Source organism: Fluviicola taffensis DSM 16823 (genome assembly GCF_943372375.1).
Lineage (GTDB): Bacteria > Bacteroidota > Bacteroidia > Flavobacteriales_D > Crocinitomicaceae > Fluviicola > Fluviicola taffensis_A.
In genome coordinates, this window is the sequence record NZ_CALRYJ010000009.1 from 1 (window position 1) to 13,511 (window position 13,511).

Sequence of the window (13,511 nt, forward strand, 5' to 3'; positions counted from 1 at the left end):
GGATCATTCTCAAAAGTTGGGGAGGAATTTGAATAGAATTTAGAACTTTGGAAAAAAAAGCGATTGGATCCACAAATTGAACTATTGAAACTGGTACTTCCAGAGTTATTGGTTGATTTCTTTGACTTAATGAAAGTTGAAAAGCAAAATGAAACGCTACATCTTTACTTTGAAGAATTAAATAAACCGCCAACAGAGCATATTCATAAAGAATTAATCTCTAAAGGATTCCATGATGAAATTACGATTCAGGATTTTCCTCTCAGAGGTAAACATGTTTTTTTGCATGTAAAGCGCAGAAGATGGACTGATAAGAGCACCAAGGAGATTATTCAGAGAGATTGGAATATCGTTGCTAAAGGTACTCGCATGACCGATGAGTTTGCCTCTTTTTTAAAACAAATCAGTCGCTTCTAAGCCGTTCAACTGCCATGCTATTGGTTCATTTTATGGTGTCAACGGTAAGAAACTACAACGACAGCATAAGGATTGGTTAAGTGATTTTAGGAACTGGGAACAGCTTGCTCATGCAAAAGAGTATTTGCTTTTTACGGACAATATTGGAACTCATTTATCTCTGGATGAAACATCCCTTTCTCAAGGGGAACTTTACACCATCATCACCAATAAAGCAGCCAAAGGAAAACAAGGTGCTATTGTGGCAATCATAACCGGAACCAACTCCGAATACATTACAACAATACTTCAAAAAATTCCACTAAAGCTTCGTAAAAAGGTAGTAGAAATAACTCTGGATATGGCTGGAAGCATGAATTTGATTGCAAAAAAAAACTTTCCAGACGCTGTGCTTGTTACAGATCGTTTCCATGTCGAAAAACTAGCTTTGGAAGCCGTTCAGGAGCTTCGCGTAAAGCATCGATGGGAAGCCCTTGATGTAGAAAATGAAGCGATTGAAAAAGCTCGCAGACAAAAGAAAGCCTACCATCCCATAATCCTTGAAAACGGAGATACCATCAGGCAACTATTAGCAAGAGGCAGATATGTGCTCTATAAAAAGCCTTCTAAATGGACCAGGAACCAAAAACAACGAGCTGAAATATTGTTTTATCTCTATCCGGATATCCAAATAGCTTATCAACTAGCACAACAACTGAAAGGTATTTTTGAACAAACCAAAGACAAAATTTACGCTTACACCAAATTGGCTAAATGGCATGAAAAAGTAACTAAAGCTGGTTTTAAATCTTTCAACTCCATATCTAGAACAATCCAAAATCATTACAAAACAATACTTAATTACTTTGATAACCGAAGTACAAATGCCGCCGCTGAATCTTTCAATGCCAAAATCAAGGCTTTCAGATCACAATTTAGAGGTGTTAGGGACATCCAATATTTTTTATTCCGATTAACCCAAATTTATTCTTAGTCCCCAGAATTTGGTCTTGATCCTTGATCCAATTTGGTCTTGATCCGTTTTAAGCAGGATGTTGGAGGCGAGAGTATAGGGCAAAAAAAAAGTTCAGACTTTCATCTGAACTTTTTGTGGGGAATGACGGATTCGAATGCTGACGCTACGGTCAGTATCCTGACAATTGCTTTATAAGAAGCAATTCGTCAGGGCCGCCGACTCCTTCATTGTATTTTAGCATGAAATCGCATGTGCGCTTTCGTGATAAGTTCTTGAGTTTGTATTCTAGAATTTGAGCTTCACCTTTAGTTGGTTTTCCAATATACCAGAGTAATATCCAGGGCGCTCCAAATTGTGTTGCCTTTTCAAACTTTCCATTATGTTTTCTCAAGCGTTCTTGAACATCTTGGGTTGAGCCTTTGTAAAATGAATCCGTTGACTTAGAATAAAGGATGTAAGAGTAGAACATGAATAGTGTGAGTTTCTACAAATAAAAAAGCCTTGCAAAATTTGCAAGGCTTTTTTTACTTTCATGGTGGTGGGGAATGACGGATTCGAACCGCCGACATCCTGCTTGTAAGGCAGGCGCTCTGAACCAACTGAGCTAATCCCCCATACTTCGCGTTTTTTGAGTTACCGTTGCTTCTCAAACGCGAGTGCAAATATAAGGCATTATTTCTTTTCTGCAAGACCTTTTTGAAAAAAAACTTCAAAAAAATCGTGGACTAAAAAGAACGAACCGAAAATTAAAATCGTATCCGCTTTGTTTGCAGAATCTTGCGCTTTTGACAATGCGTTTACCGGAGAATTAAAAAATTGTTTTTTTTCTACCCGTGAATCTGTTTTTTCCTGTAAATCTTCCAAACTTGCACTTCTTGGATTGGCAAAAGTGGTGAAGTAAAACTGGGCATCTTTCGGAAATTCATCCAAAATCGCATCCAAATCCTTATCCGAACTGGTTCCATAAATGCAATGAAGCGTTCCTTTGTTCCACTTTTTGATAGAATCAAAGAGAGCATGGATTCCTTCTGCGTTGTGTGCACAATCCACAATGGTCAATGGGGAAGTCGAAATAACTTCCATTCTGCCAAAGAATCCGGTATTCTGCTTCAGGTTTTTAATTCCGCTTTCACGTGTTGGTTGATCGCAGGAAAATCCGTTTGCTTCCAGGTGATCGCAAACTGCGGAAACGATGTGGTAATTTCCAACCTGATAACCGATGATCCCTTCCGGCAAGAATCCATCCTTTTGGGGAAGTATGATTTCAGCATCCAGTTCTGTGGAAACGCTTTCAAAAACCGGAAATGTTTCCGGATCGACCTCACCGAGTACAACCGGAATGTTTGGTTTGATGATCCCGGCTTTCTCAAAAGCGATTTTAGCACGGGTGTCACCCAATATATTCACATGATCCAATCCGATGTTGGTGATGACGGAAATAAGTGGTTGTATGATGTTCGTTGCATCCAATCGACCTCCCAGACCAACTTCAGCCACTACGATGGAGCAATGGTGCTTACGAAAGTATTGAATGGCCATCATCCACGTGATCTCGAAGAAGGAAGGTTCAATATTCCAGGAATGATTTCTTACTTTTTCGCAAAATTCAATCACAAATTGCTCGTCGATTGTTGCACCATTGATGCGGATTCGCTCTGTGAAGTCGAATAGGTGAGGGGAAGTGAACAATCCGACCTTTTCACCACTTTCCGTGAGGATGGATGCCAGCATGTTCGAAACCGAACCTTTTCCGTTGGTTCCTCCTACATGAATGAAGCGCAATTCCTTTTCCGGATTATGGAAAAAAGAACTTAGCTCTTCGATGTTTTTTAATCCCGGATTATAAGCTTGTGCACCTAAATTATGGTAAGCTGGAAATTGTTGAAACAACCAATCGATGGTTTCCGGATAATTCATGGAATTATTGTTGCGGTTTGAAAGAATAGGTAATTGTTCCTTCTTCGATAGGTTTTTCGGAATATTCGAAGCGCGATTTTTTAGCATAATTAAGGGCTTGTTCCACACAACATGGATTTGCATCTGCCGGAGCGAGTGATTGTGCCCAATAGACATCGCCGTTGGAGTTGACTTTTACTTTTACAACAATTGTTGCTGTAACGGATCTTCCGCACATGTATCCTGGAATTTTGATGTAATCCGGGTCGTCTTGCAATGGTTTGCGTCCGTTCACATCCCATTCTGCCAAATTTTTTCCTTGCTTCCCGGATTTATTTCCGATGTTTCCACCGTTTCCGCCTTCCTGTTTTTGTTGCTGTCTTTTCTTTTCTTCCCGCTCTTTCTGGCGTTTCTCCATTTCTTTCTGGATCTTTTCCCTTTCAGCAGCACCACCCGCCATTTCGAATTGCTTCTTCTCAAAATCCTGGATGGATTCTTCCGGAGTTCGCGGTTTCGTTTGTTCGGGTTTTGATTGCGGTTTGGAAGAAGGATCGGTTGTTTCCGGTCGGTCTTCCCGGATTTCACCGCCGTCTTTTGCTTCAGGAAGGCCGTCTCCGTTTTCTCCCTGGTAATTGAACTGGGCTGGAGGAGTCTCTTCTACATCTTTATTGTTTAGTGTAAACTGGGTCGTATCTGAAACATCACTGAATGTCATAGAGTTCAGACCTTCGTAATTGTTTACAATTGTTTTGGCATAAACTGCAATGACTCCCACCAAAACCAATCCGAGGAGCACATACGACATAATAGCAGGCTGCCGGTTTCTGATCTGGTACGCTCCGTAGCGTTTATTCCGATGTTCGAAAATCGTTTTGAAATTTTCCGCATGAAATTCCTCCCATTCACTATTGTCTACATATTGGTAGAGTGAAAAAATAATAATGAGTATAAATAGAATATATACGAATAACATAAACCTCTTTGTAAACCAGTTTAAATCTACAAGTAAAAAATGAAGAAATTCCTTTTTTAAACCACTTTTAACGAAAACTAGTTCGCTACAATGCGAATGGTAATCGCCTGTTTCATGTTCTTCGAACCATCGATTTTATTGAATCGCGCCTGATTCTTAACAGCATTCACAACCTGGTTTATCAAAACCATATCGTTTGTTGTGGAACTACTTTTTACGAAGGTTGGCTTTCCGATGATGTTTCCACTTGGATCAACCAGAACAGACAAGACGATCTTACAGTTTTCATCTGATTTGATATTGGTTGTATTGGGCTCTTCGACCAAGTAACGTCTTACATTTCCTCCTGATCCATCACCTCCTGATCCCGGACCTGTACCATTTCCATCGTCATTTCCGATTCCATGTCCGTTCCCGGAACCGCTTCCGCCACCGCTTCCACCCGTTCCGAATGGATTGTCGCTAACGTGTTGTCCGCTTGGAGGATTGTTATTCGGAGTATTTGTATTGGTCATGTTGGAATTTCCCGACTTCACATGCGTATTGCTGCTATGTTGTGTCAGTACTTGTTCCATTTGAGGAGGTGTTTTATCGGATTGCTCCACTTTTGCCGGAGTTCCGGATCCACCACCACCCGTTCCTGTCGGTAATTCCTGTAATTCAACAGCAATTAACTCCATTTCCATGTCCTTGTACAATAATTGCTCGGGAAGTGGAGGTGTAGGAATGCGGTATCCAAGAAAATGGAGAATAGCAAGCAGTAATACAAACGCAGATAGAGCGATGATTCCGGCAACTTTACGATCTTTTACTTCGTAAGTTCTTTCTGTTTCCAAACCAAATTCTTCCATGTTCTTTAATTTTTATTGTTTCCTATTCGCAGTTACCTTGTAATTTACCACTCAAGACCGGAATAGTTCATTTTTTTAATGACTTTTAGCAAATTAGTTCGCGATAATATGGATCGTAATTGTTTCCTTCATATTCTTTGTCACATTTGCTTTGTTGAATTGGGATTGATTCTTAACCGAGCTGATCACCTGATTGACCAAAACCGTATTGTTGGTTGTAGAACTACCTTTTACAACGGTCGGATTCCCGATAATGGTTCCATTCGGGTCTACTAAAACAGCTAAGACGATTTTACAGTTTTCGTCTGATTTAATGTTATCTGTATTCGGGACTTTAACCAAAAAACGAGTTACTTTTTCTGTCGATTTGGACTCACTGATCTGATCATCGCGCATCCCTTCCAAATTTTTCCCTCTGTATTTCCCTCCATTGATCCCGCCGGTTGCGAATGGATTGTCACTCACATGTTGTGCACTTGAAGGATTATTATTCGGGGTATTCGTATTGGTGATATCGGATTTTCCCGATTTCAAATGTGAAGTACTGCTCTGTTGAGTCAGGATCTGTTCCATTTGTTCAGGAGTGATCTGTGATTTTTCCGCCTTGGCAGGAGTTCCGGCTTGACCACCTTTCTGAATTTGGTTCAAAATCTGTGGGTCGAGAGGAATGAGTGTCATTTCCTCAGATGGTGCTTGTTTTGGTAATGGAGGATTCGAAATACGGTATCCAATGAAACCAAACAGAGTTGCTAACAATACAAAAGCCGCGAATGCAATTATCCCGGCAATTTTACGATCCTTAATCCCGTAAGTTTGTTCTGTTTCAACACGAATGGACATATTTCCTGAATTTAATATTACCCGGCTTTGGTAGCAATTACAAACTTCAATTGATGCTTCAATCCAAGTTGCAATAAGTCTATCAACTCCTGCACATCCAAGTCATACGCAGGACGAAGTACTACGGTTTCATCTTTTCGCAATTTTGTTTCCTGTAATAATCTTACTTCCAGGTTTTCAGGAGTGACTTCTTCCTTGTCCAGGTAATATTTTTTATCACTTGTGACAGTTAAAGTCAAATGTTGTGTAGTTGTAACTCCCGTGTCTTTTGCATCTGGAAGCGGAACCTGAATCACGTTCGGATTTGCCAATGTAGAGATGATCAAAAAGAACAAAAGCAAGAAGAACATGATGTCACTCATGGACGAGGATTCTACCCCGGCATGGAAGCGTTTTTTGCGAATTATTGCCATTTTCCCGGACGTTGAATGATGTTGATAAATCCTAAGTTGGTTGATTGAATTTTCAAGGTGTAGCTATCGATCATCGCATTTAGAATGTGGTATGCGGAATAAGCGATAATACCTACAACCAAACCGGCTCCGGAACTGATCATCTTTTCGTAGAGACCTCCGGAGATATTTCCGATACTCACGTTTTCAGAAATCGAGATGTTGTAGAAGATTTTGATTACCCCGGCAATCGTACCGATAAAACCGAAGGTTGGAGCAATACCTGCGATCAATCCCAGAATCCCCATTCCTTTTTCCATTTTACCGATTTCGATATTGGCAACTTTTTCCATGTTGGATTCGATTTCAGAAACCGGTCGTCCGATAGTCTGGATTCCTTCTGCAACTACTGATCCGTAAGCGCTTTGGTCGCGTTGAACCTGATTCAAAGCATCCTGAATATTTCCTTTCTCCAGGTTCATTCGGATGTCATTCAATAAATTCGAATTGTACACGGACATGCGACGGATGTAACGGTAGCGCTCAATCACAACATACAGGGTGTAGAACAACAAGATGATGATCGGAATGATGAAAACACCACCCTTCATTACGAATTCCAATGCCGTAATCTTTTCACCTGCTTTCGCTGCTTTTTCAGCTTCCGGAATACTGTCTCTAACGACTTGCGCTAAACTCAATAGTGGAGTTGCCAAAAATAAAATTGTAAATATTGCTGCTTTTCTCATCTGGTTTATAAATGAATACATGAATCAATTTCCAAAAATACGCCCCAATACTAGATGATTTGCCCTTTTAATAAAGAGATATTCACAGCATTTTGTTTATAGGGATTGGATTTTTGCGATTCGCGTGTCTACTTTCAATAACTCGCAGAGGAAGATTTGGTTACAGGTTGGGGATTAATTTGAGGACCCCTTTAAACGCGCTTTTTGAGGCTTTTTTGTTTTAGGTCGGTCTTTGAAACTCGCTTTTAGCCACAGATAGCCAATTAAACCTGCTAATAAGGAGGAAATCAGGATGGCGAATTTGGAATCGTTGATGATTTCCTTATCTGTGAAAGCCAGAATAGTGACGAAAATCGACATGGTGAAACCGATTCCTCCGAGAATACCAACACCGAATAACTGACTCCAGGTCGTTCCCGCCGGTTTATCTGCAAATTTGAAACGAATGGAAATCCAGGTAAAAACAATGATTCCAATCGGTTTTCCAAGTACAAGTCCAAGGATAATTCCCAAACTGGCGTCACTGAACAATGCTTTATCCCAATTCGGACCAATGTCAATTGCTGTATTTACCAAAGCAAACAATGGCAGAATGACAAATGGAACAGGGTAGTGGAGCAGATGCTGGAGTCGATGGGAAGGAGATTCGGTCTTCGTGTTTTTACTGAATGCAGGAATCGCCAAGGCAAGGAGAACTCCCGTAATCGTAGCATGGATTCCGGAATGAAGCATGAAATACCACATGACGATTCCCAGCGGGACATAGATTAGAAGTGAAGTGATTTTGAGCTTGTTCAGGATCAGGAGTGTTCCAAAAATGGCGATTGCGATGGCAAAATTCAACCAGAAAATGGTTTTGGTATAAAAGACTCCAATGACCACAATTGCACCCAAATCATCAATTACAGCCAAAGCTGTCAGGAAAACCTTGATAGAGAGTGGAACTTTATTTCCCAAAAGCGAAAGTGCTCCCAAAGCAAAAGCGATATCTGTTGCCATGGGAATCCCGAAGCCGGAAACAGTTGGTTTGCCCAGGTTTACAAATACGAAAATTCCTGCAGGAATCAACATTCCACCTAATGCACTGAAGATCGGAAGGGTGGCTTTTTTAAGGGAAGAAAGTTCGCCAACCAGGAATTCACGTTTCAGTTCCAGTCCAACCAATAGGAAGAAAACAGCCATCAGACCATCATTGACCCAATGTTCGATTTTCATCCCACCAAGGGAATATTCCCAAAATTCGGTATAGGAATGTTTGATCGAAGAATTAGCCAATAGCAGAGACAGAATGGTGAATGCGATCAGCACTAAACCACTTGATTTCTCACTTTCAAAAAACTTTTTGAATACGCTATTATCTGATCTTTGTTTTGCCATTTTGAAAGTTCAAAACGTTCAAATGTTCAAAGAGTTCAAAGGTTTTAAAACTTGAACTTTTTTACTTTTTGAACAATTGAACTACATTATACTAACTGGTTCAGCGCAATCTCAAATGCAGCTTTTGCAATTCCTGTTTTGGATGAGTTTGCAGCGTGTGCTTTTCTTAAAGCGTCGCCAATGATTTTGCTTGTATCCTCGAAAATTCCTTTATCAGTCAATTCCTTCAGGTCGTTACTCATCAGGTAAGCAAAAACACGTGCCATTCCACAATTGGAAATGAAATCGGGAATAACTGAGATGTGATTATCTGCATAATCCGCAATTGGTCCGAAGAAAATTTCCTTATCTGCAAACGGAACATTTGCTCCTGCAGCAATAACTTGAACTCCGGATTTGATCATGCGATCAACCTGTTCTTGTGTTATCAGACGGGATGCAGCACAAGGAATGAAAACATCTGCCTGGATATCCCAGATTTTCGCATTGATCTCGTCAAACGACTTCAAATCCGGGTGAATGATCTCGTTCCCGTTTTTAGTCAGGAACAAGTCCTTAATCTCTTCCAAAGAGAATCCGTTTTCATTGATCAATCCACCAACGCGGTCAATGATCCCAACGATTTTAGCACCCGATTGAGCCAAATAATAAGCTCCGGCTGAAGCTACATTTCCCCAACCTTGAACGATGACTTTCTTTCCTTTCAGGTCGCCGCCCCAAATATCATAGTAATGAGCTACTGACTGAGCAACACCGTATCCGGTGATCATGTCAGCGATAACAAACTTTTTTTGTACGCTCGGACTGTATTGTGGGTCTTCGATCACTTTCAAGACACCTTGTCTCAATTGACCGATACGATTGATTTTCTGAGCTTCTCTCGGTTGAAAATGTCCGTTAAAGACACCTTCTTGCGGATGCCAGATTCCACAATCTTCCGTAATTGGAATGACCTCGTGAATTTCGTCCACATTCAAATCTCCTCCTGTTCCATAGTAATGTTTCAAAAGTGGAGTAACAGCTGCGTACCAACGTCTCAAAACACCCTCTTTACGCGAATCTTTCGGGTCAAAGTTGATTCCGGATTTAGCTCCACCTATTGGAGGTCCGGCAACAGTGAATTTCACTTCCATTGTTTTTGCAAGACTTTCTACCTCACGTTTGTCCAAACCGACACGCATACGGGTACCTCCACCAGCTGCACCACCGCGCAAGGAGTTGATGACCACCCATCCTTCTGCTTCCGTTTCAGCATCTTTCCACTCGAAAACGATTTCCGGGCGCTTATTTTCAAACTTGTGAAGTAAATCTTTCATGTTAACTTATTCGTTGGATCATTCAAATATTGAGTGACAAAAGTAGGAATTATTGCTCTTTCAGAATGAAAAAACGATGAATTCTCTGGGAATCTTTTGATAGAATAGGAATCTTACGGTAAATGATGAACTCCTCCGATTACATTTTTTGTAGCGCCTGTAACGCTTGAAAGACAATTGGGTTCGTTGTTCAGGTTGAGTGCGCCCAAGAGTCCAAAAATCAAAGCTTCCTTATAATCAATGAGTTCACTGTCCACAGAAATGATTTCTCCGGTGTAATACCGTTTGAAGCGTTCGATCAGGAAGGTGTTTTTTGCACCTCCGCCAGTGATCATTACTCGTTTCAGGTCTTTTTTGGTGCAGATTTCACCTAGTTGGATAGCGATATGTTCGACAACGGTTGCCAGATTGATTTCGATATCTTTATCAAATTTGAGCAGAGGATAGAAATGTTGTTCCAGCCATTCCGTTCCCAATGATTTCGGACCTTCTTCCTGATAATAATCCAGACTGTTCAGTAAATCGAGCAGGAAATAGTTCAATTCCCCTTCACGAGCCAGATTGCCATTTTTATCGTAATCCAGGTGTTTTGCCCGAGCCAATTTGTTCATTGGTAGATTCGCCGGGCAGATATCGTAAGCCCGGACAACTCCTTTTTCTTCAAAGCTGATGTTTGCGAAGCCACCGATATTGATAAATCCGTCCGCTTTCGATCCGAACAGGTATTGGTCACCGATCGGAACTAAAGGAGCTCCTTGTCCGTGATAAAGTACATCTTTCGTGCGGAAATCACCAATTGTACGGATTCCTGTTCTTACGGCAATCACCGCCGGATTCCCAATCTGAGTTGTAAATCCACGTGAAGGTTGATGGAAAATAGTTTGACCGTGAGAAGCAATGGCATCCACTTCGTTTCGTATGATCCCCTTATCTTCGATGAACTCATTGATTGAAGAGGAGAAAAACTCTCCCAAATCATGGTCTAAAGTTGCCAATTGTGATCCGGACAATTTGCTTGCTTCATGTAAGCTAGAAAGCAGTATTTCAGGAAATTGGAAGGTGTGGGACGCATGAATGATAAACTCCCAGTTCTTCTCAGAAATCTTCGTGTATGTTGCATAAGTTACATCGACCCCATCAAGCGAAGTGCCTGACATTAAGCCGATTATTTTGAATGAATTCATAAAAGACGAAAATTAAGTTTTTATAGGTACATTTGTCTCCTGAAACAAATATAAAATAAACTGCGATACAGATGAATTTCGAATTGACAGAAGAACAAAAAGCGGTAAAAGAAGCTGCACGTGATTTCGCTCAAAACGTTTTAAAACCTGGGGTGATAGATCGAGATAGAGATCAAAAATTTCCTGTTGAAGAAATGAAGCAACTTGGTGAACTTGGGTTCTTAGGAATGATGGTTGACCCGAAGTATGGAGGTGGAGGTATGGACACGATGTCCTACGTACTTGCGATGGAAGAGATTTCCAAAGTAGATGCTTCTTCTTCGGTTTGTATGTCAGTGAACAATTCCCTGGTTTGTTGGGGGATTGAGAAATTCGGTAACGAAGAGCAAAAAATGAAGTACCTGGTTCCCCTTGCAAAAGGAGAGAAAATCGGAGCTTTTTGTTTGTCTGAGCCTGAGGCTGGATCAGATGCTACATCTCAACGTACGACAGCTATCGATATGGGAGATTACTATTTGTTAAACGGTACGAAAAACTGGATTACAAATGGTTCTACTGCTTCCACTTATATTGTGATTGCTCAAACCAATGCTGAATTGGGTCACAGAGGAATTAACGCATTGATCGTTGAACGCGGAATGGAAGGTTTCATCGTTGGAGCGAAAGAAGATAAATTGGGTATTCGCGGAAGTGATACGCATACATTGATGTTCCAGGATGTAAAGGTTCCGAAAGAGAATCGTATCGGTGAAGATGGATTCGGTTTCAAATTCGCGATGAAAACGCTTTCCGGTGGACGTATCGGAATCGCTGCCGGAGGATTTGAATTGGCAACTGCTTATTCGAAAGAACGCAAGGCATTCGGAAAAGAGATTTACAAGCACCAGGCAATAGCATTCAAAATTGCAGACATGGCTACAGAAATTGAAGCTGCCCGTTTGTTGGTTTATCGTGCTGCTGCTGATAAAGATGCAGGTAGAAACTTCGACCAATCTTCAGCAATGGCTAAATTGTACGCTTCGAAAGTGGCAATGGAGCAAACGGTTGAAGCTGTTCAGATTCATGGAGGTTACGGATACGTAAAAGAGTATCACGTGGAGCGTTTGATGCGCGATGCGAAGATCACTCAGATTTACGAAGGAACTTCTGAAGTACAAAAGATTGTTATTTCAAGAAATATTTTGGCTGATTAATTAGTCGGATAACACCATAAAAAAAGTCGGGGCGAAAAATTTTTCGCCCCGACTTTTTTTTATCAATTTTATAAATAGGGAATCACCTTTTCCAACGAAATTCCTCTCGATCCTTTCAACAGAATGAGTAAATCGGACGGAGGATTATTGGTGAAATGCTCAATCAAAGGATCGGTGGATTTCAGGAAGATCGCATTCGGATGTGTTCCTTTGAATTTCAGGAATTCTTCACCGATAAAGAAACCACTTAAGCGCAGGTCGATTGTTTGTTGAATGACTTCTTCGTGAACCATTGGCGCATCTTCACCCATTTCGCGCATATCTCCCAGAATGAAAATCTTCGCATGATTATCTATTTTCGCAAAACTGGATAGGGCAGAGCGCATACTGGTCGGATTCGCATTGTAGCAATCCACGATCAGGGTGTTTCTTTCCGTTTTAGTGACCTGTGAGCGATTGTTCGTTGGTTTGTACTCGGAAATGGCTTTGTTGCAATTCTCAGGACTGATTCCGAAGAATCTTCCGATGCGGATTGCCGCCAGGAAATTGATGAAATTGTATTCTCCCACCAAATTGGTATGAATCGCAGGACTTGAGTAATTCGGTTCGGACCATTCCATTTCAACCAAAGGAGTTAGTTTCAGAAGTGAACCTCCTAATTCGGTTGGGGCGTTGTAGAAATGATTATGCGTCGTTGAAGGAAGTTTACGGGTGATTGTTTCATCTTCCTTGTTTGCAAAGATGTGACCTTTCTGCTGAGCTAAAAAGTCAAACAATTCGGTTTTGGTTTTAATGACACCCTCCAATGATTTGAAACCTTCCAAATGTGCTCTCCCGATATTGGTGATAATGCCATGAGTTGGTAAAGCAATTTCGACCAGTTCCTTGATATCACCGGGTTTGTTTGCGCCCATTTCAATGACGGCAATTTCATGTGCTTGGGTCAGTTGCAAAAGGGTTAGCGGAACACCAATGTGATTATTGAAATTCCCTTGGGTGAAATGAACCTGGAATTGAGTAGCCAATACGGCTGAAATAAGCTCTTTTGAGGTTGTTTTTCCATTACTTCCGGTAATTCCGATGATGGGAATTTGAAATTGATTGCGGTGATGTCTTGCAAGGTTCTGGAGCGCAAGCAGCGAATCCTCTACCAAAATTGTTTTTCCTTCAATCTGGTATTCCGGGTTATCAATCACTGCTGCCAGAGCACCTGATTTGATTGCTTCTTCGGCAAAGGTATTCCCATCGAAATTAGCTCCTTTTAAACAAAAGAATAAGGATCCTTTTTTGATTTTGCGTGTGTCTGTTTCTACACCCGTGCTAGCTTGAAATACGGTATATAGTGCTTCCATGGTTCATAAAAAAGCC

Annotated in this window: 14 protein-coding genes and 1 tRNA gene; 3 read left to right on the forward strand and 12 right to left on the reverse strand. The window is 41.0% G+C overall.

The window, feature by feature from the left end; translation table 11 throughout:
* The first annotated feature begins 63 nt into the window (after nt 1-63).
* Both AAG807_RS13065 and AAG807_RS13070 read left to right on the forward strand, forming a co-directional pair.
* Nucleotides 64-417, forward strand: coding sequence for a transposase (locus AAG807_RS13065; protein ID WP_341904648.1), 354 nt, complete (start codon nt 64-66; stop codon nt 415-417).
* A gap of 19 nt (nt 418-436) precedes the next feature.
* Nucleotides 437-1,390 carry a transposase gene (locus AAG807_RS13070; protein ID WP_341905060.1) on the forward strand — a complete coding sequence of 318 codons (954 nt, stop codon included), beginning with the start codon at nt 437-439 and terminating at the stop codon, nt 1,388-1,390.
* A gap of 151 nt (nt 1,391-1,541) precedes the next feature.
* Here AAG807_RS13070 and AAG807_RS13075 read toward each other — a convergent pair whose 3' ends face one another.
* The 11 genes from AAG807_RS13075 to AAG807_RS13125 form a co-directional block, all read right to left on the reverse strand.
* Nucleotides 1,542-1,841, reverse strand: coding sequence for a GIY-YIG nuclease family protein (locus tag AAG807_RS13075; RefSeq protein WP_341904651.1), 300 nt, complete (start codon nt 1,839-1,841; stop codon nt 1,542-1,544).
* A 67-nt stretch (nt 1,842-1,908) separates the two neighbouring features.
* Nucleotides 1,909-1,986, reverse strand: a tRNA-Val gene (locus AAG807_RS13080).
* A 58-nt stretch (nt 1,987-2,044) separates the two neighbouring features.
* On the reverse strand, nt 2,045-3,376 hold the full coding sequence (locus tag AAG807_RS13085) for a folylpolyglutamate synthase/dihydrofolate synthase family protein (RefSeq protein ID WP_341904654.1): 1,332 nt from the start codon (nt 3,374-3,376) through the stop codon (nt 2,045-2,047).
* Nucleotides 3,294-4,241, reverse strand: a complete 948-nt coding sequence (locus AAG807_RS13090; protein WP_341904656.1) for a hypothetical protein — start codon at nt 4,239-4,241, stop codon at nt 3,294-3,296. The genes AAG807_RS13085 and AAG807_RS13090 overlap by 83 nt, the downstream gene beginning before the upstream one ends.
* A 77-nt stretch (nt 4,242-4,318) precedes the next feature.
* The gene (locus tag AAG807_RS13095) at nt 4,319-5,092 is read right to left on the reverse strand and encodes a hypothetical protein (RefSeq protein ID WP_341904659.1); all 774 of its coding nucleotides are present in this window, start codon (nt 5,090-5,092) and stop codon (nt 4,319-4,321) included.
* 93 nt (nt 5,093-5,185) lie between these two features.
* A complete protein-coding gene (locus tag AAG807_RS13100) occupies nt 5,186-5,932 on the reverse strand; it encodes a hypothetical protein (protein WP_341904662.1) in 747 nt (248 codons plus the stop codon).
* 17 nt (nt 5,933-5,949) lie between these two features.
* Complete coding sequence (locus AAG807_RS13105) at nt 5,950-6,345, reverse strand: biopolymer transporter ExbD (protein ID WP_341904665.1); 396 nt, start codon at nt 6,343-6,345, stop codon at nt 5,950-5,952.
* Nucleotides 6,336-7,073, reverse strand: a complete 738-nt coding sequence (locus AAG807_RS13110; protein ID WP_341904667.1) for a MotA/TolQ/ExbB proton channel family protein — start codon at nt 7,071-7,073, stop codon at nt 6,336-6,338. The genes AAG807_RS13105 and AAG807_RS13110 overlap by 10 nt, the downstream gene beginning before the upstream one ends.
* Nucleotides 7,074-7,247: 174 nt before the next feature.
* Nucleotides 7,248-8,450, reverse strand: a complete 1,203-nt coding sequence (gene nhaA, locus AAG807_RS13115; protein ID WP_341904669.1) for a Na+/H+ antiporter NhaA — start codon at nt 8,448-8,450, stop codon at nt 7,248-7,250.
* 86 nt (nt 8,451-8,536) lie between these two features.
* The gene (locus tag AAG807_RS13120; protein WP_341904672.1) at nt 8,537-9,766 is read right to left on the reverse strand and encodes a Glu/Leu/Phe/Val dehydrogenase dimerization domain-containing protein; all 1,230 of its coding nucleotides are present in this window, start codon (nt 9,764-9,766) and stop codon (nt 8,537-8,539) included.
* A 113-nt stretch (nt 9,767-9,879) separates the two neighbouring features.
* Nucleotides 9,880-10,950, reverse strand: a complete 1,071-nt coding sequence (locus AAG807_RS13125; protein WP_341904675.1) for an anhydro-N-acetylmuramic acid kinase — start codon at nt 10,948-10,950, stop codon at nt 9,880-9,882.
* Nucleotides 10,951-11,021: 71 nt separating this feature from the next.
* Between AAG807_RS13125 and AAG807_RS13130 the strand changes: the two genes are divergently transcribed.
* Nucleotides 11,022-12,143: an acyl-CoA dehydrogenase family protein gene (locus AAG807_RS13130; protein ID WP_341904677.1), complete on the forward strand. Its 1,122-nt coding sequence runs from the start codon at nt 11,022-11,024 to the stop codon at nt 12,141-12,143.
* A gap of 68 nt (nt 12,144-12,211) precedes the next feature.
* Here AAG807_RS13130 and murF read toward each other — a convergent pair whose 3' ends face one another.
* Nucleotides 12,212-13,495, reverse strand: a complete 1,284-nt coding sequence (gene murF / locus AAG807_RS13135; RefSeq protein WP_341904679.1) for a UDP-N-acetylmuramoyl-tripeptide--D-alanyl-D-alanine ligase — start codon at nt 13,493-13,495, stop codon at nt 12,212-12,214.
* Between the last annotated feature and the right edge of the window lie 16 nt (nt 13,496-13,511).

Bases quoted from the DNA above. Each gene is read 5' to 3' on its own strand.
- AAG807_RS13090 (WP_341904656.1), bottom strand. From the start codon at position 4,241: ATGTTATTCGTATATATTCTATTTATACTCATTATTATTTTTTCACTC.
- AAG807_RS13100 (WP_341904662.1), bottom strand. From the start codon at position 5,932: ATGTCCATTCGTGTTGAAACAGAACAAACTTACGGGATTAAGGATCGT.
- AAG807_RS13085 (WP_341904654.1), bottom strand. From the start codon at position 3,376: ATGCTAAAAAATCGCGCTTCGAATATTCCGAAAAACCTATCGAAGAAG.
- nhaA (WP_341904669.1), bottom strand. From the start codon at position 8,450: ATGGCAAAACAAAGATCAGATAATAGCGTATTCAAAAAGTTTTTTGAA.
- AAG807_RS13120 (WP_341904672.1), bottom strand. From the start codon at position 9,766: ATGAAAGATTTACTTCACAAGTTTGAAAATAAGCGCCCGGAAATCGTT.
- AAG807_RS13130 (WP_341904677.1), top strand. From the start codon at position 11,022: ATGAATTTCGAATTGACAGAAGAACAAAAAGCGGTAAAAGAAGCTGCA.
- AAG807_RS13125 (WP_341904675.1), bottom strand. From the start codon at position 10,950: ATGAATTCATTCAAAATAATCGGCTTAATGTCAGGCACTTCGCTTGAT.
- AAG807_RS13105 (WP_341904665.1), bottom strand. From the start codon at position 6,345: ATGGCAATAATTCGCAAAAAACGCTTCCATGCCGGGGTAGAATCCTCG.
- AAG807_RS13110 (WP_341904667.1), bottom strand. From the start codon at position 7,073: ATGAGAAAAGCAGCAATATTTACAATTTTATTTTTGGCAACTCCACTA.
- AAG807_RS13075 (WP_341904651.1), bottom strand. From the start codon at position 1,841: ATGTTCTACTCTTACATCCTTTATTCTAAGTCAACGGATTCATTTTAC.
- AAG807_RS13095 (WP_341904659.1), bottom strand. From the start codon at position 5,092: ATGGAAGAATTTGGTTTGGAAACAGAAAGAACTTACGAAGTAAAAGAT.
- murF (WP_341904679.1), bottom strand. From the start codon at position 13,495: ATGGAAGCACTATATACCGTATTTCAAGCTAGCACGGGTGTAGAAACA.